This window comes from Herbaspirillum sp. C9C3, assembly GCF_013359625.1.
GTDB lineage: Bacteria > Pseudomonadota > Gammaproteobacteria > Burkholderiales > Burkholderiaceae_D > Herbaspirillum.
Genome location: NZ_JABFMQ010000014.1, coordinates 35,229 through 58,791 on the forward strand (window position 1 = coordinate 35,229; position 23,563 = coordinate 58,791).

Consider the following 23,563-nt stretch of genomic DNA (forward strand, 5'->3'; position numbering starts at 1 on the left):
TCCGAGGCATACCATGATGCTGATCTGATATTGTACGTTCATCCGCCGACCGCATAGAATCGACGATCAGCCGGCCGCAGAGCCGTGCTCCACAGCAACGAGGCCCGCGTCCACGGCAGCAGGGTCCGACCAGAAGACCGTAGAGGAGACCGAGATGATCCATCCCGCCCACGCAGGCGCGCTTTGCCCTGCACACCGCCGACGACCTTCCACCTCGGGCATGAAACTTGCACTTGCATGAGGCTGAACGCAGCCGCCGCTGGCTGAGGGAAAGCAGACAGCGCGCACTCCGTTCGCATCGTCCATGAAGGTGCAAGGCAGACCGGCACCCGCGCCCTCTGCTGGCAGCAGCACCCCTACCCGGTACCACCGCTTTTCCGCCACCGGCCCGTGCGGAAGAGCCGCGTTAAGAGGTTAACATGCTCAATACTGTCCACGCGCTCAGTCTGGAGCCCTTGTATCGTCGCCGCGTTTTTCACTCCACCCGCAAGGTCGACTGTCATGCCCAGGTCGCCAATGAACTGGCGGAACATGACCTGTTCTGGAAGGGCGACGATGTCGATACCGTGCTCTTCAAGGCGGCGATCCAGCAGTTGCAGATCTTCATGCTCAAGTATGGCGCGGAGGTGATCGTGCGTCCGCGCCCCTTCAACGGTTTCGCACTGGTACACATGACCCTGTCGGGCAGTGCCGAGATCGAATCGGATGGCCGCAAGGTGTGCATCCCGCAGGGGCAGACGGCGCTAATCGCACCAAAACGGAATCTGCGCCTGTGGTGGCAGGCAGGCTCCGAACAACTGATCCTGAAAGTGCCGCTGGCACTGTTCGAGGAGTTGCGCGCGATCGGCCAGTGCGGTCCTGTGGAGGTACCCTCGGTGTTCCTGCTGCCCGAGCAGGCCGCCCCCTATTGGGACTTGCTGATCCAGTCACTGCTGCGCGTGCTGGCCTTGCCGGCTCAAGGGGCAGAACAGGGGCAATGGGTGCAGCACTTCGAGCGCAGCGCTGCGCAATTCCTGCTCTCGCAACTGACCAGCACGGTCGAACCGGTGCATGCCTCCACCGCCGGTCAACGTGCGGCCAGCGAATCCGCAGACAGCCTGGTGGGTGCAGGCAAGCTGCAGCGCCTGGACATGCTGGAACGCTACATCCGCAGCCGCCTGTGCGCGCCGCTGGCACTGGCCGATCTGGCCGGTGCGGCCGGCGTGAGCGTACGTGCGCTCAATGCGCTGTGCCATCAGCAATATGGCGTGGCGCCTATGGACCTGCTGCGCAATATCCGGCTCGACGCCGTGCGCGAGCGACTGCTCACGCATCCCGGCGCCAACATCACCGATACCGCGTTTGAATTCGGATTCGGCCATCTGGGGCGATTCTCGGCCTACTATCGCGAGCGCTTCGGCGAATTGCCCAAGCAGACGCGCAGCGTGACACGCTGAAAATATCGGTGCAGGGCAGCGAACCGTAACCCGTCGACCGCACTCAGGTCGCAGCCTCGATGGCCTGCATCCACTGCATGCAGGCCGCCAGCGCCGTGCTCTCACCTGCCGTGACGGCTTGCTGGAGTGCGATGCTGCGCGCAGCGAGGGCATCCCATCCCAGGGCTTGCAGCCCGCCTTGCAGACGATGCAGGATGCGCACCACACGCTCACGGTCAGCGCTATCGATGGCCTGCTGCAGCTTGTCCTTTTCCAGCGGCCAGCTCTGCCGGAAAGCCTCCCGCAATACCCGCTCGAACGGATCGCCCGGGAGCGCCTGCACAGCGGGCGCCAGGGGCGCTGGCGCCGTGTTCAGCAGCCCCGCCAGTACCTCCTGCATCTGTTGCAGCGAAGCTGGCTTGGTGAGCAGAGCATCGAACAGCGCTGCCGGTAATTGCGCCAGACTGCCCGGACCCGCCGCCGTGGTGGCGATGATGCGCGCCTGCGGCTGCTGCGCCCGCACGCGGGTGGCCAGCGCCACGCCATCCAGACCGGGGATGCCGAGGTCGGTGATGAGCACATCGGCCGGACGCATCTGCCACTGCGCCAGCGCCTCCAGACCATCGCGTGCCAGACGAGGGGAGGCACAACCCAGCGTCTGCAACTGTTGCTGCATCAAGGTCAGGTTCACATAGTCATCCTCGACCACCAGCACGTCGAGTCCGCTGGCTATGCTCACCACCTGCGGCGCAGGCGGTGCATCCGACGTTGCTGGCTGTCTGGCCAGCGCGCGCAACCAGGTCTGCCGGTCGAAGGCACTGACCTGCCGCCAGCCAGCGGCGAGGCTGGGGAGAGGGACTGCATCAGGGCAGATCAGCACGGCCTGCATGGAGCGGCTTGGTGCGCTGGCGATGAAGTCGTCCACGCAGTCCGGTGCGACCAGATGGATCGCCGCCCCGTACGACTCGGCCGCATCACTGCACCCGGCACCCCAGCTGGTGAGATAGTCACGGAGCATGGCCGCCATGTCCGCATCGTGACAATGCAGCACCACGATCTGAGCAGCCAGCGGGCGCAAGACAGGCAGTGTGGGGCGTGCATCGAGCAGCGACAGGGTGATTTGCGCACCGAAGACGCTGCCCTTGCCCAGCTCGCTGTCGAGCGTGATGTCGCCACCCATCAGCTCGGCCAGGCGGCGACACAACGACAAGCCCAGGCCGGTTCCACCGAAGCGCTGGCTGATGCTGTCATCGGCCTGCTGCAAGGACTTGAAGATGCGCTGGCGGGCACCGGTCGAGACGCCGATACCGGTGTCGCTGACCTCGAAGCGCAGCACCATGCGCGCAGGTTCGCGGCGCAACGGCCGGACCGACAGCGTGACGGCGCCCCGGGCGGTGAACTTCACGGCATTGCCCACGAGATTGTGCAGGATCTGCATGAGTCGGCGGGAATCTCCGAGCAAGGGCTGTTCCAGCTCCACCGAGGGCAGGCAGCGCAACGCCAGTCCCTTGTCCAGCGCCAACGGAGCGAACAGTTGTGCGCACTGTTCCAGCAAGTCGTTGACCTGCAAGGTCTCCGAGGCCAGCGTGATGGATTGTGACTCGATCTTGGTGATGTCGAGGATGTCGTTGACCAGACCCATGAGCATGTCGAAGGCATGGCGTATCAGTTCGATGCGCTGCCGCTGCGGTGGCAGCAGATCCTCGCGCGCCAGCAACTCCATATGCCCGATGGCGCCATGCAGTGGGGTACGAATCTCGTGGCTGACCTGGGCCAGGAACATGGACTTGGCCTGGTTGGCGCGGTCGGCCATGCTCTTGGCTTCGCGCATGAGCGCTTCGTGGGCCTTCTGCATGTTGAGGTCGATCATGCCCAGCAACAGCACATCCTGGCCGGAAAAGCGCGTGCGTGACCAGACCGCGCCCAGATGGCTGACCGCGCCATCGCGCAGAGGCAGCTCGGCCTCGATCATGGCCTGGCGCAGATTGTCTCCCACCCGCACCGCCGTGAGGATCTGCGCATAGAAGGAAGCGCTGGGCAACGCCGACTGTTCCAGCATTCGCGCCGCGACCGCATTGCGCAGCACCACCTCGCCGGAACCGGGCGCATAGACGGCGATTCCGACCGGCAGGGTATCGATGATGGTCTGGCTGAACTGGCGGCTTTCGACCATGGCCAGCGCCTTCTTCTGCAGCGGACCGATCACGCAACGGTCGAAGTACAAGGTGGCAGCCCAGACGAAGAGCAGCGCAAACAGGCCCCAGAATGCCCCGGTGGTGAAATTGCCCTGCAAACCGGCCAGCACGTCGTGCCAGGTGAAGGTAAGCACCACCACCCATTCGGGGCCCTCGATGGTCTGGGCAATGAAGAAGCTGCCATCCTCGTGGAAATGACCGACGTGATCATGCGGATCCATGACATGCCGCACATGCTCTTCGATGTGACGCATCAACAGTGCACTGACGCCAGGGTCGGGCTCGCTGAGCAAGCGGGTGCTGCCCTGCCCTTCAAAGACCATCAGGCCGGGCATCTCTTCATCCTTCATGAAGAACTGGCGGAACTGGCTGGCCGGGACCGAGAACACGGCCGTTGCCTGATCACCCTTGTCCAGCGCGATCCGCACGGCCAGCCGGGTGACCGCCGAACGCAGCAGCGGCGCACTGAAGGCCGGGCTCATCCACAGTACGCGCTGGCCGGTACTGCCCTGGGCGCGCGCCGCACGTTCGCGTTCGGCGGCGAAGGCGGCATCCACCGGTGCGCTCATGGCACTGATGAAGGGCGAGGTGCCGAGCTGGCGCACCTGTTGTTCTTCCTCGTTCGACAGCGGCGGTGACACCGCCAGAAAGCCGGCGTCAGCTGTATAGATGAAACCGTCCAGTGTCACCCCGGGTTCGGCCGGATTGAACATCGGCAGGGCCGACGCCTGCCGTAACAGGAGCAGCAGCGCGGCCAGGCGCTGGCGGTCGGCCGCGGTATCGCCGCGGATGAGCAGCGTGAAGGGCACCACCGTCAGGCTCTCCGGACTGCGGCTCATCTCGCCCGGGTCGACGCGCTCGCTGTAGCTGTCGAGCACCAGCAATTCCTTTTTATAGAGATGCTGCAGACGGGCATACATCTCGGCAAACTGGATGACACGCGCGGTGAGACGATCCACCTCCGACTTGATCTGCTCGCGCTTGCTGGTGAAGCTGCCGATCTGGCGCTCTCGGAACTGCGCAAAGGCGCTATAGCCCAAAAACACCATGGCACAGACGATGGCCACCGACAGCAAGCTGGCGCAGCCATACAGCAACCGCCGGTAATAGCGCTCCGACAGTGCAAGGATCTGGCGCGGCATGGATGGCCTCAGTCGCCCAGGTTCTGGAAGACCCGGCTCAGTTCAACATCATTGCTCACGCCCAGCTTCTTCATGGCGGCCACCTTCTGGTTGCTGATGGTCTTGGGACTGCGATGCAGCCGCTCGGCAATGGCGCTGATGGACATCCCCTGGCAGATCATGCGCGCTACCACCAGCTCACGCTCGGACAATTGGGCCAGTCCGCTCTGGCGTGCGTTGACGTTGAAGAGACTGCCCAGCAAGGCCGACGCCAGCGACTGCGGCAGGTAGACCTGACCGTTCCGGACACTGCAGACGGCTTGCGGCAGGTTCACGAAATCGCTGCGATTCTTGCCGATGAAACCGGCCGCACCCAGCTCCAGTGCGCTGGAGATGATCTGCGGCTGGGCATGGGCACTGAGGAAGATGACCTTCATCGCCGGATGCTGGCGCCGCAGCCGCTTGAGCAGATCCAGGCCGTCGGCGTGCGGATCATCATCGAAGGCGTAGTCGCACAGCAGCACGTCCACCGGCTCGCGCTCCAGGCAGGCCATGAGCTGCGCGATGCTCTCGGCCGAGAAGGCCAGGACGAGATCGGGGCAAGTCGCCAGGATGGCTTCGATGCCTCGCAACACCACCGGATAATCATCGGCGATCCCGACCCGTATCGTTGTCCCCTTAGTCGCCATGCTGGCCCCCTCTTTCCCGCGCTGGTTCAATCGTGGCCGTCACACTCCGGCGGCGCTGCATCTGCCGGAAGAAGTCCGGCATCGCCAGCGGTCTGGCGAAATAATATCCCTGGAAGCGCCGTACCCCCATCTGGCGCAAGCGCTGCCACTGCCATAGTGTCTCGATGCCTTCGGCGGTGACGATGGCATCGAATTCGGCGGCCAGAGTCACGATGGTTTCAATGAGGCGACTGTACAGGGAATTGTCCTGCATGGCAGCAACAAATGATCGATCGAGCTTGAGACAACTGATGCGACCGCAGGCCAACTGGTGCAGGCGCGCATCGCCAACGCCGAAATCATCCAGGGCGATGGCGATATCGGCCCGCTCGCACTGGGCAAACAGGCTGCGGCAATACTCCGGCCCCAGGTCGGCGCCGCGCTCGGGCATCTCTATCATCAACCGCAGCTGCGGCCATTGCAGTCGGTGCAACCATGCCTGGCATTGGGCCACCAGCGCCTCGCTCTGCAACTGCTCGCCGCAGGCGTTGAAGGACAACACGAAGGGTTGCCGCAGGCACGCCGGCGCCCTCTCCCAGGCCACGCGGACCTGATGCAGCATCTGGCGTGTCGTAGCCGCCAGCAAGCCTTCATCGGACAGACGTTCAAGAAAGATGGTCGGGGCCAATACACCGGCTTGCGGGTGTTGCCAGCGCATCAGTATCTCGGCGCCCTGCCAGGCCCCGTCCACCCCGACGATGGGCTGCAGGAAGGGCTGGAACTGGCGGCGCCGCAGGGCCTGCAGCAAGTGGGCGCGCTCCATGGGCGGGTTGGGCGCAGAGCGCCCGCACTGGGCTGGGGCAAGCATGAAAACTCCGTTCAGGGCAGGTTGAGCGGCGTCAATGGACGCATGTGATCACTGGCTCGTCCCGTGTCATCGATGAGCTGGAACTCCAGGCGCGGGTGCTGCCATGTCAGCGCGGCATCGTCCTCGGACAGCACGAAGATCTGTTCACCGTGGGGCGGCGCCATCTGCTCGGGCGCCAGGCGCGGCACGAATTGATGCAGGCCGTCGTTGATCCGCAAGCTGGCGAAGGAAGCAAAGTAGGGGCTGTCATTGCGGCAGACCAGCACCCATTGTCCGGCTTGCCGTTGCAAGCGGAAGTGCAGTGCATCGGCCCACTGCGGGCTCGGATCGGCAACGCCAGGCGGGCGATAAAACACCTTGATCTGGGTATTGAGTCCCAGCAGCAGGCGCGGTGCACCTCCCGGCGGCGGGTCAGGCAGGATCGGAATCTCGTACAGATTGAGCCAGAACACCGACTCGCGGTCCACCGGCAACGGCTCGCCGGTATACAACACCCGGACCTGGCTGATCGCCTGCGCCGGCAGCCGCTGCACAGCAGGCATGACGAACAGCGCAGACTGCACGGTATCCGGTGCATGACTTCCCTCGCCCTGGTCCACCCAGCTCTGCACCACTACGGCATGGGGGTTGGTGTTGGCCAGCCGCAGGCTGAGCTCGCCGGCCCCCTGGCTGAAGACCAGCCGGGTGCGTTCGGGCATCAATCCCGCCTCGGCGCGAGCACCAAACAACATCATCGACAGCAGCAGGCACCGCGCCAACCCAGGCATCGCACAGCGACTCATTGCGCGGCCCCCGTCGCGCCCGGCGGCACAGCTTGCGCCGGCAGGAATTCAGCCCGGCGCGGTGCAGCGGTACAGGCGGCCTGCAGCCGGATCAGCGCCTGCTCCAGGTCCTGAGCTTGCAGGTCATAGCGGGCCGTACAACGTTCCTGCTGACCATCGCCCCAACGCACCAACAACTCCCCCTGCAACTGGTCGGTACGCAGATAGGCCTGGCTGCCCTGACCCACCATGCCGATTACACTGCCCTGCGCGTCGAGCACGTCGGCGCCCATGGGCAGCGGGATGGCGTCATCGCGGTGCAGGCGGATCAACAGGGCATGGCCGGTGCGTGTCCTGAAGCTGAGCTTCAGGGTGGCACCGGCATAGGGAATCACCGTACGCTGGCTTTCCAGCAGTTCGGTCTTGTGACTCTTGCTACTGGCCGCCAGCTCGACCACATTGCGATGATAGGGCGAGAGGGAAGGCAGCAATGCGTAGCCATGGCTGTCGATCACGGCACCCTGACCATTGAAGAGGCGCGCACCTTCTGCTCCCTTGGCCTCGACCAGGGCAAAGGTGTCGCCCAGGTAGGGACCCAGGGTAATGCCACCCGCATGTACCGCCAGGGCACCGCGCACATTGCCGGCGGCCTGCCAGTAGTCCCGCCCGCGCGCCAGGTTGACATTGAGGTTGGCCTTGGGCAAACGCACTCCGATGTTGCCGTTGAGGCTGTCCTGCTGGCCGCCCGGCATATGGCTGGCGCCCGCGCTGTAGCTGAGATGGCGCTGGCCGGCCAGCATGCCGGAGACCTGCGTCTGATAAAGATCCTGCTGCTGTGCCCTGACCATGGAGGTACTCAATATCGGCCGCTCCCCGCCCGGACTACCCAGCGGGATCGACAGCGAGAGCATCAACGAGGAGCCCGCTTGCGCCAGCGCGGCCGGCCTCCCTTGCAAGTCATCCGGGTTGCGCGCGACACGGCTGACCTGCTGCCGCTGGAAGGCCAGGTTCAGACTCACACCATTGCGCCACAGGGTCGAATAACCGAACTGCAATTGCGTGATGCGGCTGCGGTCATGATGGAAGGTCTGGGTCAGGCCGGAGAGATAGAGGGAAGCCATACTGCCCAATTGCTGGCTCAGCGAAAGATCCACGCGCGAGTGCTGCTGGTAGCTGTTGGAGCTGGCCAGCGATGAAAACCCGGTACGTCGCGCCTGGCGCTCGCTGATCACATCGACCAGTTCCCGGTAACCCGAGGTCGAGTAGCGATAACTGGCAATCGAGAACTGCGTGCCGGTGGCATCGAAGGCCCGCGAATAGGACAGACCCATCATCCAGCCGCCGCGCGCACCGCCGCCGGTATCGGCATGTGAATAATTCAGCGTCAATCCCGCTGCGCCCAGCTTGCCGGCCAGAGTACTCCCCAACACTACCGACTGATAGGCCGGTGCGGCCCGCACCCCCAGGCTGCCTGTCATGCTGTTGCTCACGCCGCGCTGGTACAGGGCATCGACGAAAGGCAGGCTGGTATCGGTATCGCGCGTTCGTCCCAGCGTGATGCTGTAACGGGAACTGCCGGGCCGCATCGATTCCGGCAAGGCCGAATACGGCACGCTGAAGTGCGAACGCGTGCCATCGGCCTCGATCACCGTGACATCGAGATCCCCGTTGTAGCTGGTCGGATACAGATCATCGATCACGAAACTGCCCGGCGCGACCGTGGTGCGGTAGATATCGCGTCCCTTCTGGCTGACGATGACCTGGGCATTGCTGCGGGCACTGCCGCGAATGACCGGCGCATAGCCGCGCAACGAATCGGGCAGCATGCGCTCATCCGTACTCAGTTCAACCCCCTGATAGGCCAGCCCCGAGAGCAGCTTGCCGGAGGTATAGCTCTCTCCCACCGTCAGTTCGCTGGTCCAGTGCGGCAATGCACGCCTGGCATAGGTGCGTACCGGATTCCAGCGCAGTCCGTTGCGGCTGTCATAACCCAGGCTGCCTTGCTGGCGCAGCCGCCACAAGCCGAGATTGATGCCGCTGTTGGTGAAACCGTAGAGCGAACTGCTGCTGCCCTGGGCGGTATGGGCGTAATACTGGCTGATGCTGTAGTTGAGGAAGCCCATGCTTTCACCGGCATCGTAGAGCGCCGGATCGACATAGCCGCGCGCCACGTGATTGCGTTGCGACTGCGGCAGACTGACGTCCAGCCGCAGGCGGGAGAGATCGAACACGGCCTGCGCGCCGGTGGCCAACTCGTCGATGCGGGCGCATTCGCGTGGACCCAGCTTGGCGATCAGATCCTGCCGCAGATCGAGCAGGACGGCATCCTCGGCCTTGAAACAGGCCGCCGCGCCCAGTCCTTCCACCAGATCAAAGCGCAGCGAACGGCGATGGCTGAAGCTGCCATTGACATACACATCCACGCTGTAGATACCGGGCTCGACATTACCCACCCGGTTGAAACGCGACAGGCTGCCCTTGTTGATGGGCGAGGCCATCTCCAGCGCCTCCAGAAAGCGATAGTCGCTCTCCGGCTGCGCCGCCGTAGCGGCCGGCCAGGCAACCATGGCAGTCCCGAGCGACAAGGCCGAGACGGCCACGCGCCGCAGGGGCGAGCAATGCGTTCTCACCGTCGCCTCCTCAACGCACGGGATAGTCGCGTTGCACTTCCACCCCGACATCGTTGAGCAGACGCAGCTGCATGCGCATACCGGCCAGGTCGGCCGGCATGCGCTCCAGCGACCAGCGCAATTCCTGGAAAGGCTGGATCACGGTGGTCCTGGCCAGCACCTGCCTCTGGTCGCCCAGCAGCAGATCAGCCTGTTGCACCATCAGATGATAGCCACTGGCATTGCGCACGACCATGCTGGCCGCGCCATCGCCGAGCTCAATGGCAAAGGACAGTGCATCCGGTGCCCGCGCGGCATCGGCCTCGGCGGCCAATGCCGCCGGACGATAGAAGACTTTCATGCGGCTGCGTACGGTGAGCACCAGTTGATTGTCATTGACCGAAGCGGCCTTCAGCGCCGGCACCTGGAGGAAGTTGAGAAAGAACAGCGACTCCCGGTCCTGCGGCAGCGCATCCCCCACATAGGACAGTCGCACTACCTGGCCCCCATGCGGCTCGACCCGAAATACCGGCGGAATGACGAGGAAGGGAGAGGCCAGCCCATCGGGTCGGGCGGCGTGACCATCATCCAGCCAGAGCTGTACCAGATTGGGGTGATCGTCGGGATTGCTGAAGCGCAGGATCTGTTCGCCGGCATCGGCCGGATAGACGACGCGTGTGCCCAACATGGTCACACTGGCACTGGCATCGGCGCTCAACATGAAGACCAGCAGCATGAGCAGACCTGCAAGCGGGCTTGTTCTTTTCATCGGAAAAACGGGAGAAGCGCTACCAGGAAGCATCCTGGCAGCGACGCAAGTGATACGAACGGGAAATGGAAGTCCGCACCCGGATGGGCGCATCAGAAGTAGTCGAGGGCGTACTGCACCGATCCGATCACCGAGCCGGCCTCTGCAGCACCGCCTTCGGCGATGTAGCGTACGGCGAAGGTGTGCGAAGCACTGGTGCCGCCAGCGGCGATTTCCAGTCCCTCGGCCGACACGCCACTGCCACCGACCAGCTTGATCGGATCACCGCCGACGCTCTGACGCAATTGCAGTGCCACGTTCTTGGCACTGCCCAGGTTGGGAATGTTGTTGCCGCTGGTGGCGGCGCTGGCCAGGAATTGCGTTTTGATCTTGAGCTTTTCGGTAGCCGATGCCTTGCAGCCACTGACACTGACCACGAAGGGCGTCTCGCCCGCCGAGCTGCCTGCCGCGGCCAGGTCGCCCGTGGCCACGGTGGGCAGCAACACGACCGGATTGGCCGCGCCATCTACCGTCACCTGACAGGTCTGGCTGTTGACCTGGCCACGGAAATTGATGGTACTGCCTGCTGCCAGCACCACTGACGGCGAGACCAGCAGCGCAATTACAAGATGCTTTTTCATGATTATCCCCTGGGAGAATTCGGTTGATCCACAAAGAGTGCCGACACCAACCGCTATGTGTCCGGCACCAGTCGCATCATAGGCAAGCCCGCGATGCGCAAGAATCGGTACACCCCCAAGATATGCCTGGCCCAGTCTGATTGGCACATGGGCGAAATCCCAAGCGCCGCCCGCTGTCGTCAATGGGCGCACGCCCATGCGCAGTGAGGCGCAGGCCCATTGATCGGACGGTTCATGTGCGCGAGCATGCGTGGCTTCCACGTACTCACCGGAGTCTTTCCTTGACCGCTCGCCCATCCGATCGCTGCCGCCCTGGCGCATCTCACCCCAGGTGGCCGTCGCGACATGTGCGGTGGCTGCTCGCGGCGCTCGTACTGTGTCTGTTGTCGGTCCCGAGCCACGCACTCTGCAAGCGCAACAATCGTATCGAGTATCCCTTCACGCCATTGAGCGATGGCGGTTCGTCGCAGTTCTGGTTCGGCCGCATCAACCTCGCCAGCACGGCGCTCCAGCCTGCCGGAACCATGCTGGGCAGTGCCGTCGCCACGGCGGCGGAGGCCTCAGGCATCAGCGGCGATACGCTGCTGTGGACCTGTGACCTGGCCGATGCCGGACAAATCTCGGAGGTGTTTTCCACCAATGGCGATGACCGTGTTGGCGGCTTTGCCGAGATTGGCAGACAGGATGGTCTCGCCGGCTTTTACCGGACCTGGTTTCCCGGCGTAGCGATCAGACTTACGCATCTGCGTTCGGGCAAGGTGCTTTCGCGTTATTACCAGTCCGCCCGACTGGACAGCTATGACATCGATGAAACCCGCAAGAAGATTCTGATCCGCGCCAAACATCTCAGCCCCATCAAGGCCGAGATTGCCCGCGTCTCCGATCTCAGTCCCGGGACGGGTACCAGCAACTGGTGCGGCGACCGTCCGGACACCACGCGACAGGCCGCCGTTCCCTACCGATGCCTGCAGCCCAATGGCTATCTGATGCTGCGCGGCCCTGGCTACAACCGCGCCAGCGGGGACATGGATGATGATGGCGAAGATCACGCGACGCGCTTCCTGTTCTTCGGTGCCGCCAACGGCATCGCCTTCGGCATGCGCCAGGCGGCCACCCTGAGCGTGCTGCCGTCATGCGTGGTCCAGAACGTAACCCCGGAAGTGGTTTTTCCGACGATCTCGGAAGAGGAACTCAGACGGGGCGAAACACGGCAGGTGGAATTCACGCTGGCCTTCCGCTGCGACGAGGGGGTCAATGCAAGACCGCCGAGCGCAGCGGGCACCGACGACAACCAGACCGCCTTCGGTATCCAGGTTTCGCCGGGCGCGCTGGCGGCAGCGCGGCAACTGGGGTATGTCAATCAGGACCAGGGGGTCCGTTTTCTGCTCTCCGACAATTACGGCCTTGATCCTTCGCTGGCCAGAGGAGTGGGCATCAGCCTTAGCGACAGCGAAGGCCAGCAGCCGATGCTGTTCCTCAGTTCGCCGCTGGCCGGACAATGGATGTCCAGCCCCTTGCCGGCCGGACGTAATGCCGGTTGGTATCGGCTCGATACCGGTAATGCAGCACGCTGCCCGCCACCCGCCCCGGCACCGGCAACGCCGGTGTCTCAATTCACGGTAGAGAAGCGGCTGACGGCCACGCTGCAAAAGCTGCCTGGACAAACCGTGGCCGCAGGACGGGTGTTTGCTACCGCCTATGTCATCGTCAAGGTGCAGTAAAAGTGCGCAGGGCACGCGGCGTCTGAGGCTTCGCCCGGTTCAGTTCCATCAATTCGGCAACAAGGTATTTCCGCGCTGGCCCCGGCCTCTGGCCAGGCTGCCGTAACCTGCGCGAAGATCGGGCTGCGCATGCACAACCCGTTTCAACGCCACTGGGCAGGAGCGATGCCCGGCACACCCCGCCGGATGCGCTCGCTGTAGTCCTGCTGCAGGCCGCTTTGTAAAGCGCGCTCGGTGATACGCCCGGCCTGGTGCAATTGAGCGAAGCTGTAGCCCGGCGTCAGCACACCGTGGTCGAATACATACTCGGCAAAGTAGCCGGAGAGCAGCAGTCGATAGTCCAGCGGCAGGGAGGGCGAGAGACGGCGTGCCAGTTCGAACACGATGGTGGTGCAGTTGCTGGTGAGGGTGTTGTAGAAACGCGGGCGCTCGCACAATTGCGCCGCGCGTTCGAGATAACCGAGGAAGACCTTGCGCAACTGATCCGGACGCAATTGCAGACGATACAGATACACATCCTCACCGCGTGCGTTGGTGCGGGTAAGGATGATGTCGCGCTCATCGGCAGCAACGATGACGGTCTCGAACTTGCGGAAGAATCCGCCCAGGGCGGAGAAGGCCTCGCCGCGTTCGCGCCGGATCTCCAGGGAGAACACCAGAGGCGGACCATCGGCAAAACCGAAGGACACCAGCGTGTGGGCAATGGCCGGCCCCATCCAGTAGGACAGCAGCAGATCGGCCGAGACCAGTTGCGACAGATCAACCTGGCGCGATTCCCAGACGATGTCGTAGTCGCTCTCAGTGCGCCAGGTGAAATTGCGCACATTGTCCAGTTTGACGACATCGCCCCGCACCTGCGACACCAGCATGCGCGCCACATCGTCAGCCCAGTCGCGCTCATGACTGGGGCGGATACCGCTCCACCAGCCCGCCATGGCGATACCGGCCAGCACCAACAGCACTGGCCCCCAGCGCAAGGAAAGCGGGAGGCCGGGCAGCCCCGGCATCCCAGCCACCAGCGCCAGCGTCGCAGCCGACGGCAGACTCCACAGTGCGATGGCCGCGATGCGCAGCCATGCGGCCCGCGCAAGCTGGAACCACAACGCAAACCCGCCCCATATCGCCAGGCCCAGCGTGAGCAGGACCAACACCATCATCATCACAGCATGTACCAGCCCCATCGGCATCCATCCCCGGCTTGATCAAGGCGCCGCTCAGGCCCCCAGCAAACTCGCCAGGCGCGGCAAGACCGCGTCGGCATCCTCGCGCAACTTGAAGGCCAGCAATCCATCGGCGCGCGTGATGCCGCGATTGACTGCCACCACCGGTTTGCCCGCAGCGGCCACCATGCGCGCAAAGCGAAAGCCCGACAACACCATCAGCGAAGAACCTATCACCAGCATGGCATCACAGGTCCGGGCCATCGCTTCGGCCTTTGCACTGCGTGCGGCCGGTACGCCATCACCGAAGAACACCACGTCCGGTTGCAGCATGCCACCACAGGCTGCGCAGGTCGGTACATGAAAGGCGGCATCGGCCTCCGGTTCCAGCCGGGCGTCGCCATCGGGCAGGACCTCGGCCTGCAGATGGACGAAATCGGGATTGCCGCGCAGCAGCTCCTGCTGGATCTGGGCACGTGGATAGACCGTGCTGCAGCCCAGGCAGCGTACCGCATGGATGCTGCCGTGCAGTTCGGTCACCTCGCCGCTGCCCGCCCGCTGGTGCAGGCCATCGACATTCTGGGTGAGGATGCTGCCGAGGTAACCGGCCTGCTGCAGTCGCGCCAGCGCCCGATGCGCTGCATTGGGCGTGGCCTGTGCCAGGCGCGGCCAGCCCAGCATGCTGCGCGCCCAGTAGCGCTTGCGGGCTGCTTCGGACTGGCGAAACTCGGCCCCTTGTATGGGCAGGCGGCCACGACGCGCACCACTGTCGTCACGATAATCGGGGATGCCGGAGGCCGTGCTGACGCCGGCGCCGGTCAGGACCAGCACCTGACGATGGTTCTTGAGCAATTGCGCCAGCGCGGGCAGGAGATCGACGGCCTCCTCGGCAACGGACAGGCTAGGGCTCATGGGCTAACTCGCTGGAAAATCGGGACAGCCGCCAGCCTACGCGAATTCACGCAAGCCTGCAGAGCTCAGGCGTATGGTTGCAGGCCGTGCGCCGGCGACGCCCGCGCCAGTTCACCCAAGGTCGTCAACAGGGCCGGATAAGCGAGCAGCGCGCCAACGGCGTTCGCGGAACTGTCCTGGATCCGCTCATCCTGCCGGCTCACCTGGCCGAGATCGAACACGTTTGCCGGATTCTCCCTATAATTCGCCTGCAACTTTCAAGGCGCCCCAGGCCCGCAAGGCCGGGCGGCGCCGACATAAAAATTCTTCCGCCAAAAGTTCGAGGAGCATCAATCATGCGGCTATTACTTCTGCTGCCTTTCATCGGCCTGCTCTGGGTCCCCTTCTACAACGCCGAATTGCCCAGCCTGTTCGGCTTCCCCTTCTTCTACTGGTACCAGTTTGCGTGGGTGCCGCTGACATCGTTCATCATCTGGCTGGTCTATCGTGATGGCCTGAAGAAGGGAGTCCAATAATGGAGGCGTCCAACATCCACTGGACCGCACTCTGGGTCTTCCTGTTCTTCTTTGCCCTGGTCACCGTGATGGGCTTTCTGGCCTCCAAATGGATGGCCGGCGGTAGCAGCAACAAGGGGGCCCATCTCGATGAGTGGGGCCTGGGCGGCCGCAACTTCGGGACCTGGATCACCTGGTTCCTGGTCGGTGGCGACTTCTATACCGCCTATACCGTCATTGCAGTGCCGGCACTGGTCTATGCGGTGGGAGCCTATGGCTTCTTCGCCCTGCCCTATACCATCCTGGTCTATCCCATCGTGTTCGTGATCATGCCCAAGCTGTGGCATGCCGCCCACAGGGCCGGCCACGTGACGGCCGCCGATGTGGTGTGGGGACGCTATCAGTCGCGTCCCCTGGAGTTCGCCATCGCACTGACCGGTGTGATCGCCACCATGCCCTACATTGCCTTGCAGCTCATCGGTATGGAAGTGGTCATCAAGGCCCTGGGCCTGAGTGGTGAACTGCCGCTGCTGGCGGCCTTCGTGATCCTGGCGCTGTACACCTACTCGGCCGGCCTGCGGGCTCCGGCGCTCATCGCCTTCGTCAAGGACATCATGATCTACATCGTGGTGCTGGTGGCGGTGGTGGTGGTACCGGCCAAGCTGGGTGGCTATGGCGCGGTGTTCAACTCGGCACGCGAGGCCTTTGCGCTCAAGGGTGGTGCCACCGGCCTGACCTTGAAGCCCACGCAGTTCCTGCCCTTCGCCTCGCTGGCATTGGGCTCGGCACTGGCGGCCTTCATGTATCCGCATACCCTGACCGGCATCTTCGCGGCCAAGGATGCCAATACCATCCGCAAGAACGCCGTCTTCCTGCCGGCTTATACGGTGCTGCTGGGACTGATCGCGCTGCTGGGCTACATGGCCTACGCGGCTGGCATCAAGGTGCAGGCCAACAACGACGTCGTGCCGGCGCTGTTCAATGGCCTCTTCCCGAGCTGGTTTGCGGGCTTCGCCTTTGCCGCTATCGCCATCGGTGCGTTGGTGCCAGCGGCGGTGATGTCCATCGGTGCCTCCAACCTCTTCACCCGCAACTTCTGGAAGCCCTACGTCAATCCTGGCATCAGCCACGAAGGTGAAGCCAAGGTGGCCAAGGTGGTGTCGCTGGTGGTCAAGTTCGGTGCGCTGGTGTTCATCCTGTTCCTGCCGACCAAGTTCGCGCTGGACCTGCAATTGCTGGGCGGCGTGTGGATCCTGCAAACCTTCCCGGCGCTGGTCTTCGGGCTCTTCGTGAGCTGGTTCGGTGCCCGCGCGCTGCTGTGCGGCTGGGCCGTGGGCATCATCGGCGGCAGCTGGCTGGCCTTCGCCGACGGCATCAAGCCGGTGCACAGCTTCATCGTCAGCGGCCAGACCTATACGCTCTACACCGGCATCATTGCGCTGGCCCTGAACGTGGTGGTCGCCGTCATTGCCAACCTGATCCTGGGCAAGGGCTCGCAGCCTGCATTGAAGCGTTGATGCAAAGAGACATCGCTACCTTCGGGTGCGATGTCTCTGCACATCGGCCTGTCGCAGGCCAGCGCCGGCGTTATCCCGAAAGTTGCAACGACCGGCGTAAAAAATGCTCCTCATCGAGGAGCATTTTTTTTCCTTCTTCAAACCGAGGGCAGACCTGCCGGATCAGAACTCCTCCCAATCCGCAGCCCCCTCTTTCGTCGCCTTCTCGGTCTTCGCGCTACCCAAGGCCGGGGTCTCGGACATCCTGGGCTTGGCTTTCGGACTCGGGGATGTGGCGATCATTCTTTCCTTGGGCTCTCGGTGAGCAGGACCTGCCGGTGCCTTTCCCGCCTCCATGGCCCGCGGTTTTGCAGAGGTATTGCGGGATGGTTCAAGCGGGCCGCGATCCGCGGACTCCACCCTGAAGAAGGCGACTGCGCCCGCCAGACGATCGGCTTGGTCCTGCAGCGATTTGGAGGCGGCTGCAGCTTCTTCAACCAGCGCCGCGTTCTGCTGAGTCGCCTCATCCATGAGCGTGATGGCCTGATTGACCTGGCCGATACCATCGCTCTGTTCACTGCTTGCCGCCGTAATCTCGCTGACCACATCGGTGACACGCTTCACGCTGGAAACCACCTGCTCCATGGTCGATCCAGCCTGCTCCACCAGTCTGCTGCCTTCATCCACCTTGGCCACGGTGTTGTCGATCAGCTCCTTGATTTCCTTGGCCGCTGCTGCCGAACGCTGGGCCAATGTGCGGACCTCCGAGGCGACCACGGCAAAGCCGCGCCCTTGCTCGCCGGCACGGGCAGCTTCCACGGCGGCATTTAAGGCCAGGATGTTGGTCTGGAACGCGATGCCATCGATGACGCTGATGATGTCGACGATTTTGCGAGAGGCTTCGTTGATGTCCACCATGGTGGTGACCACGTGTCCGACGACTTGCCCTCCCTCTGTCGCCACATGGGAGGCCGCGTCGGCCATCTGGTTGGCCTGGCGGGCGTTGTCGGCATTCTGCTTGACGGTGGAGGTCAGCTCTTCCATGGCAGAGGCGGTTTCCTCCAGGGAACCTGCCTGCTGTTCGGTACGCGAAGAGAGGTCGATGTTGCCGGCGGCGATTTCCCCTGAGGCAACGGCGATGGTATTGACGCTGGCACGGACCTCCGTGACCACGTTGGACAGATTGGAGACCATGCTCCCCAACGCCCGCTGGAGCTGACCGATTTCATCGTTGGAAGCGGTACTGATGCGCAGCGTCAGATCGCCCTGGGCGACAGCCTCGGCGGTCGAGACGGCCATTCTGAGCGAGTTCCCGATATTCCTTGCCAGCAATACCCCGATGCAGCCGATCACCACGGCCATCAGGGCACTGATGATCAGCGCAACGGCAGTGGCCTGGTTCTTGGTGTCGGAGGCAGTCTGGGCAGCCGTTTGACCGAGTTTCACGTTGTATTTCTTGTGTTCCTCAAGCGCGCTCATCATTGCATCGGCAACTGGCTGGCTCGACTCCAGGCCAGCGAGCGCTGCTGCCTGATCTGTCAGCGCCTGTGCGATCAACTTGGTACGCAGGTCCTCGTATGCGGCAACGCGCTTGCGTACTTCCTTGAGCAGATCACCGTCAGTGGCATCGGTGAGGTCTTCCTTCTCATAGGTCGCGAACACCTTGTCCAGGCTGGCACGGGCGGCCACCATGCTTTTTTCGGCTTCCTGGCGGAGCGCAGGATTGGGCGCCGAAATGTACTTCCTGAGCGAGAGCTGGATGGTGTACACCGCATCAACCGCTCGGTCGAGTTCAAGGATGCTGGGGACGGTATTGATGGTTGAATAGCTGGCCGCCGTATTGACGCGATCAATCTGGTAAGTACCGACACCAGCCAACAGCAGCATTCCGACAATGGCGATGGCAATCATCGCGTAGAGCTTTCTGGCAATAGTCACGGGAAACTCCGGTCAAGTGGCAGCGGATCACCATCCTAGCCATCCGGACGAAGGGGCAATGAGCGAAAGAGGGGTGTAAACCCCCCATTTTTCTTCGATCTTGAACAGGCGGCCCAGCCAGTCCCTCTTGCCGGCAAGTGCCGCAATTCCCCCAGGTTTTGGACACAAAACGTCACTACATCAAAGAAAAAGGGCAGCGGTATCGCCTACCGCTGCCCTTTTGCGCCGGGTCCGGCGCGTGGAGCTTCATATCGCCCCAACACCGCCCCCTCAAGCCATCGACTCAGAGTTTCTCGGTCTCACCGCTCTTGGGCTGCCACTTCATGAGCCGCTTTTCGATGACGCCCACCGCCAGGTCCAGCACCAGGGCAAAGATGGTCAGCACGACGATGCCGGCAAAGACGGTGTTGATATCGAAGGTCCCTTCGGCCTGCAGGATCAGGTAGCCGACGCCGCGCGCCGAGCCCAGGTACTCACCCACCACCGCACCGACGAAGGCCAGGCCGATGGAGGTGTGCAGGCTGGAGAACACCCACGAGGTGGCCGAAGGCAGATAGACCGTGCGCAGCAGCTGGCGCGCATTGGCGCCCAGCATGCGGGCATTGGCCAGCACCACCGGGCTGACTTCCTTGACGCCTTGATAGACGTTGAAGAAGACGATGAAGAACACCAGCGTCACCGCCAGCGCCACCTTGGACCAGATGCCCAGGCCGAACCACATCGCAAAGATCGGCGCCAGGATCACGCGCGGCATGGAATTGGCCGCCTTCACATAGGGATCGAGAATGGCCGAGGCGGTCGGCGAGAGCGCCAGCCACAGGCCGATGGCCAGACCGAAGACGGTGCCGATGATGAAGGCCAGCACGGTTTCGGTGAGGGTGATCAACAGGTGTGAATAAATCTCCGCCGGGAAGTTGAGCGTGAAGAAGGTCGTGTCGCCAATACCTACTTCCAGCGAGCCACTGCCCACGGTGAACCACTCCCAGATGCGCTGTGCCACCTTCAGCGGTTCGCCGAAGAAGAAGGCGGTCTGAGGATTGCGCGTGGCCACGTGCCAGACCAGCAGCACGATGGCCAGTACCATCAGTTGCCAGAAACGAATGTTCTTGTGATTCGGTTTCAATAATTTCCACATGATGCTGATTCTCTTCCCTGATCTTTTTCGCCCGGCTTAGGCTGCGCGCTTCTGTTGTTGATAACCCTTGAGGACTTCATCGCGCAGCACATCCCAGATCTGCTGGTGCAGTTCGACGAAGCGCGGGTGCATGCGAATCTCGGCCACGTCGCGCGGACGCGGCAGGTCGATGCGGAATTCGCCGATGGGGTGCGTACCGGGGCCGGCCGCCAGCACGATGACGCGGTCGGACATGGCGATGGCTTCATCGAGGTCGTGGGTGATGAAGAGCACGGCTTTCTTCTTGGCGTTCCACAGGTCCAGCACTTCGTTTTCCATCAGCTGGCGGGTCTGAATGTCCAGGGCTGAAAAGGGCTCGTCCATGAGGATGATGTCGGGGTCGAGGATGAGCGTCTGCGCCAGCGCCACACGCTTGCGCATGCCGCCCGAGAGCTGGTGCGGATAGCGGTCGCCGAAGCCTTGCAGGCCCACGCGGGACAGCCATTGCTGGCCCAGTTCCTGGGCCGCCTTTTCATCATGGCCGCGATACTGCAGGCCGGCAATCACGTTCTGCAGCGCGCTGCGCCAGGGCATCAGCGCCTCGGCCTGGAACATGTAGCCGGCGCGACGGTTGATGCCCTTGAGTTCTTCACCGAAGACCTTGACGCTGCCCGACGAGGGTTGCAGCAGACCGGCCCCGACATTGAGCAGGGTGGACTTGCCGCAGCCGGTCGGGCCGACCACGGAGACGAATTCACCCGGTGCAATCGAAAGATCGGTATTGGCCACGGCGGTGTAGCGCTGGGAACGGTCGTCCTTGGAGACGAAGGTGCAGGTGATATTGTCGAACTGGAGTGCTGGCGTCATGGCAATGCGGGCCGCTGCGGCCCCGTTGGAGGATACGTAGGGAACTGGCAGGCCCCGGCCCCAGATGTGCAAATGCCCGTTGCCGGGCATTTGCGCTGCAGTCGCACAGGCCGGGAGCGCTGCGCTTACTTGTACTTGGCGTTGGCTTTCTGCACGAAGGAATTGGTGAAGGTCTTGGACAGGTCGATCTGCTTGTCGGCCAGCGAGGGCTCGAAAGCCTTCAGGGTACGCAGCGCCGTGTCCGGGCCGCCCGGCGGGAAGTAGCCGTCCGGCGAGATGGCCTGGCGCACCTTCATGAAGGCGTCGATGTAGAGCGCGCGGTCACCCAGCAGATAGCTTTCCGGGACGGCCTTGATGATGTCGGAAGGGCCGGCCTTCTGGATCCACTTCAGCGCGCGCACCATGGCATTGGTCAGGGCTTGCGTGGTGTTGGGATACTTCTGGATGAAGGCGGCCGGTGCATACAGGGTCGCAGCAGGCATCGGGCCACCGAAGACGTCATTGGTATCCTTCAGGGTGCGGGTGTCGGCGATGGTCTTGATCTCGTTGTGCTGCTCGAGCATGGAAATCACCGGATCGAGGTTGGCGATCGCATCGATCTGCCCCGAGCGGATGGCCGAAATGGCACCGGCTGAGGCGCCCACGCCGATGAAGGAAACATCGGAGGGCTTCAGGCCCGCCTTGGCCAGCACGTAGCTGGCCATGATGCTGGTGGAGGAGCCGGGGGCGGTGACGCCGATCTTCTTGCCCTTGAGGTCAGCCACGGTCTTGTAGTTGGGCATGGTCTTGTTGTTGACCGCCAGCACGATCTGCGGAGCGCGGCCCTGCAGCACGAAGGCCGTGATGGGCTGGTTCTTGGCCTGCATGTTGATGGTGTGCTCATAAGCGCCCGAGACCACGTCGGCACTGCCGCCGATCATGGCCTGCAGTGCCTTGGCACCACCGGCGAAGTCGGAGATCTCGACCTGCAGACCCTCATCCTTGAAATAGCCGAGCTGCTCGGCGATGGTCAGGGGCAGATAATAAAACAGGTTCTTGCCGCCCACGGCAATGGAGACCTTGGGTTTTTCCAGTGCCTGCGCACCGGCGCTGCCGTTGAATGAAAAGTAGCCGGCCAGGAACAGGCCAGCGGCGATCAGCAATTGCTTCCAGCTCAATTTCATTATGTCTCCTCCTTGTGTGGATGGGGTACTGCTTGTTGTACAGCTTGTTGTACCGCTTGTTACCGGCGACCCCGTGGAGGGAGTCTGCCTTTGTCATGCCGCTTCAGAGAACGCCTTCGTCCCGCAGCTTCTTGATGTGGGCCTCATCATACCCCAGCGATTGCAGGATTTCATCGCTGTGGGCACCCAGCTCCGGCCCCAGCCATCTGGTCTGGCCGGGCGTCTCGGACATCTTGGGCGTGATGCCCGGCAGCTTGACCGGCGTACCGTCGGCGAACTGGTGCTGCTCGAACATCTCGCGCGCCAGGAATTGCGCATCGTTCATCATGTCCTTGACCGAATAGATCTTGCCGACCGGCACATCGGCGGCCTGCAGCGTGGCCAGGGCGCCATCGATGGTCTGCGTGTCGCACCACTGCTGGATGGCGGCATCGATTTCCTCGGTGCGCGGCACCCGGCCATCGTTGCGCGCCAGGCCGGCATCGCTGGCCATGTCGTGGCGGCCGATGGCGACCATCAGGCGCTTGAAGATGGCGTCACCGTTGCCGGCGATGACGATGTTCATGCCATCGCCCGTCGTATAGGTGTTGGACGGCACGATGCCCGGCAGAGCGCCGCCCGTCCGTTCACGCACCACACCGGCGAAATCGAATTCGGGCACCATCGATTCCATCATGTTGAAGACGGCTTCATACAGGGCAACATCCACCATTTGCCCCTGCCCTGCCACGCACTGGGCGCCGGACTTGCCGTTCCAGCGACCACCGGTGACATCGCGATGACGCAGCGCCATCATGGCACCGATCACGCCGTGCAGCGCTGCGATGGAGTCGCCGATGGAAATGCCGATGCGCACCGGCGGACGGTCCGGATGACCGGACACGTAGCGGATGCCGCCCATCGATTCACCGATGGCACCGAAGCCCGGCAGGTCGCGCAGCGGACCGGTCTGACCGTAGCCGGACAGGCGCACCATGATGGTGGCCGGGTTCAGCTGCCTGAGGTCGTCGTAGCCGAGCTTCCATTTCTCCAGTACGCCGGGCCGATAGTTCTCGATGATGACATCGGCGTCCAGGGCGAGCTTGCGGGCGATCTCCTGGGCGCGCTCATCCTTCATGTTCAGGGTGATGCTCTTCTTGTTGCGCGCCTGGACCGACCACCACAGCGAGGTGCCGTCCTTGAGCACGCGCCACTGACGCAAGGGATCCCCATTGCCGGGAGCTTCGATCTTGATGACCTCGGCACCGAACTCGGCCAGCATGCGCGAGCAGAAGGGCCCCGCAATCAGCGTGCCCAGTTCGAGTACCTTGATGCCGGCCAGCGGACCGGGCTTGGATGTGGCTGTGCTCATCGTGCTTGCACCGGATGCCTGGCAGAAGCGGCCTGCGGGCGTTCCGATGTTCTCCTCTCTGTCGATGCTGCGGGATCCGGCTCTTGTGGGGGTATGGCCGGTGTCCTGGAATGCAGTGGATTCGGGTGATGCTGCGCGGCGGGCAAGAGCACGGCACGGTGTGCGGGTTGATCAACACCTTGCAGCTCCTGGCCTGACGTCATACGTGCGCGCCGGCAGCCAACATTCTATTGCAGCATGCGCGCAATGTCGCGCATTTTGACCGTCATTGGCGACGTCATGCCTGCAAGTTTTTCATCTGAAAACGATCTCCCGGGCATC

Annotated in this window: 19 protein-coding genes; 4 read left to right on the forward strand and 15 right to left on the reverse strand. The window is 63.2% G+C overall.

The window, feature by feature from the left end; all coding sequences use genetic code 11:
• Positions 1-419: 419 nt before the first annotated feature.
• Entirely contained in the window at positions 420-1,436 is a 1,017-nt protein-coding gene (locus tag HNO82_RS14160; protein ID WP_175344162.1) for an AraC family transcriptional regulator, read from the forward strand.
• Positions 1,437-1,479: 43 nt separating this feature from the next.
• Here HNO82_RS14160 and HNO82_RS14165 read toward each other — a convergent pair whose 3' ends face one another.
• The 7 genes from HNO82_RS14165 to HNO82_RS14195 form a co-directional block, all read right to left on the reverse strand.
• Positions 1,480-4,752 carry a hybrid sensor histidine kinase/response regulator gene (locus tag HNO82_RS14165; protein ID WP_175344163.1) on the reverse strand — a complete coding sequence of 1,091 codons (3,273 nt, stop codon included), beginning with the start codon at positions 4,750-4,752 and terminating at the stop codon, positions 1,480-1,482.
• Between the two features lie 8 nt (positions 4,753-4,760).
• Positions 4,761-5,420: a response regulator gene (locus HNO82_RS14170; RefSeq protein ID WP_034350906.1), complete on the reverse strand. Its 660-nt coding sequence runs from the start codon at positions 5,418-5,420 to the stop codon at positions 4,761-4,763.
• Positions 5,410-6,267: an EAL domain-containing protein gene (locus HNO82_RS14175; RefSeq protein ID WP_175344164.1), complete on the reverse strand. Its 858-nt coding sequence runs from the start codon at positions 6,265-6,267 to the stop codon at positions 5,410-5,412. Before HNO82_RS14175 ends, HNO82_RS14170 begins: the two co-directional genes overlap by 11 nt.
• Before the next feature lie 11 nt (positions 6,268-6,278).
• The gene (locus tag HNO82_RS14180) at positions 6,279-6,965 is read right to left on the reverse strand and encodes a fimbrial biogenesis chaperone (protein WP_249777011.1); all 687 of its coding nucleotides are present in this window, start codon (positions 6,963-6,965) and stop codon (positions 6,279-6,281) included.
• 80 nt (positions 6,966-7,045) lie between these two features.
• Complete coding sequence (locus tag HNO82_RS14185; protein WP_175344166.1) at positions 7,046-9,658, reverse strand: fimbria/pilus outer membrane usher protein; 2,613 nt, start codon at positions 9,656-9,658, stop codon at positions 7,046-7,048.
• Between the two features lie 10 nt (positions 9,659-9,668).
• On the reverse strand, positions 9,669-10,373 hold the full coding sequence (locus HNO82_RS14190) for a fimbrial biogenesis chaperone (RefSeq protein ID WP_175344167.1): 705 nt from the start codon (positions 10,371-10,373) through the stop codon (positions 9,669-9,671).
• 125 nt (positions 10,374-10,498) lie between these two features.
• Positions 10,499-11,026: a fimbrial protein gene (locus tag HNO82_RS14195; protein WP_008331518.1), complete on the reverse strand. Its 528-nt coding sequence runs from the start codon at positions 11,024-11,026 to the stop codon at positions 10,499-10,501.
• Positions 11,027-11,409: 383 nt separating this feature from the next.
• Between HNO82_RS14195 and HNO82_RS14200 the strand changes: the two genes are divergently transcribed.
• Positions 11,410-12,747 carry a fimbrial protein gene (locus HNO82_RS14200; RefSeq protein ID WP_249777012.1) on the forward strand — a complete coding sequence of 446 codons (1,338 nt, stop codon included), beginning with the start codon at positions 11,410-11,412 and terminating at the stop codon, positions 12,745-12,747.
• Between the two features lie 143 nt (positions 12,748-12,890).
• Here the strand turns inward: HNO82_RS14200 and HNO82_RS14205 are convergent, their stop codons facing one another.
• The 3 genes from HNO82_RS14205 to HNO82_RS14215 form a co-directional block, all read right to left on the reverse strand.
• Complete coding sequence (locus HNO82_RS14205; protein WP_175344169.1) at positions 12,891-13,928, reverse strand: Lnb N-terminal periplasmic domain-containing protein; 1,038 nt, start codon at positions 13,926-13,928, stop codon at positions 12,891-12,893.
• Between the two features lie 33 nt (positions 13,929-13,961).
• Positions 13,962-14,819, reverse strand: a complete 858-nt coding sequence (locus tag HNO82_RS14210; protein WP_175344170.1) for an NAD-dependent protein deacetylase — start codon at positions 14,817-14,819, stop codon at positions 13,962-13,964.
• A 65-nt stretch (positions 14,820-14,884) separates the two neighbouring features.
• Positions 14,885-15,040, reverse strand: a complete 156-nt coding sequence (locus HNO82_RS14215; protein WP_175344171.1) for a hypothetical protein — start codon at positions 15,038-15,040, stop codon at positions 14,885-14,887.
• A gap of 114 nt (positions 15,041-15,154) precedes the next feature.
• Here HNO82_RS14215 and HNO82_RS14220 point away from each other — a divergent pair, with 114 nt between their 5' ends.
• A complete protein-coding gene (locus HNO82_RS14220) occupies positions 15,155-15,334 on the forward strand; it encodes a DUF3311 domain-containing protein (RefSeq protein ID WP_175344172.1) in 180 nt (59 codons plus the stop codon).
• Positions 15,334-16,830: a monocarboxylate uptake permease MctP gene (gene mctP / locus HNO82_RS14225; protein WP_175344173.1), complete on the forward strand. Its 1,497-nt coding sequence runs from the start codon at positions 15,334-15,336 to the stop codon at positions 16,828-16,830. Before HNO82_RS14220 ends, mctP begins: the two co-directional genes overlap by 1 nt.
• A 162-nt stretch (positions 16,831-16,992) precedes the next feature.
• Here the strand turns inward: mctP and HNO82_RS14230 are convergent, their stop codons facing one another.
• The 5 genes from HNO82_RS14230 to HNO82_RS14250 all read right to left on the reverse strand — a co-directional run bounded on the left by HNO82_RS14230 (position 16,993) and on the right by HNO82_RS14250 (position 23,242).
• Entirely contained in the window at positions 16,993-18,747 is a 1,755-nt protein-coding gene (locus HNO82_RS14230; RefSeq protein WP_175344174.1) for a methyl-accepting chemotaxis protein, read from the reverse strand.
• A gap of 283 nt (positions 18,748-19,030) precedes the next feature.
• Positions 19,031-19,882: an ABC transporter permease gene (locus HNO82_RS14235; RefSeq protein ID WP_175344175.1), complete on the reverse strand. Its 852-nt coding sequence runs from the start codon at positions 19,880-19,882 to the stop codon at positions 19,031-19,033.
• Positions 19,883-19,918: 36 nt separating this feature from the next.
• Positions 19,919-20,728 carry an ABC transporter ATP-binding protein gene (locus tag HNO82_RS14240; RefSeq protein WP_175344176.1) on the reverse strand — a complete coding sequence of 270 codons (810 nt, stop codon included), beginning with the start codon at positions 20,726-20,728 and terminating at the stop codon, positions 19,919-19,921.
• Positions 20,729-20,853: 125 nt separating this feature from the next.
• Positions 20,854-21,891: an ABC transporter substrate-binding protein gene (locus HNO82_RS14245; protein WP_008331535.1), complete on the reverse strand. Its 1,038-nt coding sequence runs from the start codon at positions 21,889-21,891 to the stop codon at positions 20,854-20,856.
• 103 nt (positions 21,892-21,994) lie between these two features.
• Positions 21,995-23,242 carry a CaiB/BaiF CoA transferase family protein gene (locus HNO82_RS14250; protein WP_175344177.1) on the reverse strand — a complete coding sequence of 416 codons (1,248 nt, stop codon included), beginning with the start codon at positions 23,240-23,242 and terminating at the stop codon, positions 21,995-21,997.
• Between the last annotated feature and the right edge of the window lie 321 nt (positions 23,243-23,563).

Excerpts from the sequence above, each read along its gene's own strand:
- HNO82_RS14190 (WP_175344167.1), bottom strand. The coding sequence starts at position 10,373 with ATGCTGCTGGTCTTCATGTTGAGCGCCGATGCCAGTGCCAGTGTGACC.
- HNO82_RS14205 (WP_175344169.1), bottom strand. The coding sequence starts at position 13,928 with ATGGGGCTGGTACATGCTGTGATGATGATGGTGTTGGTCCTGCTCACG.
- HNO82_RS14235 (WP_175344175.1), bottom strand. The coding sequence starts at position 19,882 with ATGTGGAAATTATTGAAACCGAATCACAAGAACATTCGTTTCTGGCAA.
- mctP (WP_175344173.1), top strand. The coding sequence starts at position 15,334 with ATGGAGGCGTCCAACATCCACTGGACCGCACTCTGGGTCTTCCTGTTC.
- HNO82_RS14175 (WP_175344164.1), bottom strand. The coding sequence starts at position 6,267 with ATGCTTGCCCCAGCCCAGTGCGGGCGCTCTGCGCCCAACCCGCCCATG.
- HNO82_RS14170 (WP_034350906.1), bottom strand. The coding sequence starts at position 5,420 with ATGGCGACTAAGGGGACAACGATACGGGTCGGGATCGCCGATGATTAT.
- HNO82_RS14195 (WP_008331518.1), bottom strand. The coding sequence starts at position 11,026 with ATGAAAAAGCATCTTGTAATTGCGCTGCTGGTCTCGCCGTCAGTGGTG.
- HNO82_RS14210 (WP_175344170.1), bottom strand. The coding sequence starts at position 14,819 with ATGAGCCCTAGCCTGTCCGTTGCCGAGGAGGCCGTCGATCTCCTGCCC.
- HNO82_RS14250 (WP_175344177.1), bottom strand. The coding sequence starts at position 23,242 with ATGAGCACAGCCACATCCAAGCCCGGTCCGCTGGCCGGCATCAAGGTA.
- HNO82_RS14160 (WP_175344162.1), top strand. The coding sequence starts at position 420 with ATGCTCAATACTGTCCACGCGCTCAGTCTGGAGCCCTTGTATCGTCGC.
- HNO82_RS14240 (WP_175344176.1), bottom strand. The coding sequence starts at position 20,728 with ATGACGCCAGCACTCCAGTTCGACAATATCACCTGCACCTTCGTCTCC.
- HNO82_RS14165 (WP_175344163.1), bottom strand. The coding sequence starts at position 4,752 with ATGCCGCGCCAGATCCTTGCACTGTCGGAGCGCTATTACCGGCGGTTG.
- HNO82_RS14220 (WP_175344172.1), top strand. The coding sequence starts at position 15,155 with ATGCGGCTATTACTTCTGCTGCCTTTCATCGGCCTGCTCTGGGTCCCC.
- HNO82_RS14245 (WP_008331535.1), bottom strand. The coding sequence starts at position 21,891 with ATGAAATTGAGCTGGAAGCAATTGCTGATCGCCGCTGGCCTGTTCCTG.
- HNO82_RS14180 (WP_249777011.1), bottom strand. The coding sequence starts at position 6,965 with ATGCCCGAACGCACCCGGCTGGTCTTCAGCCAGGGGGCCGGCGAGCTC.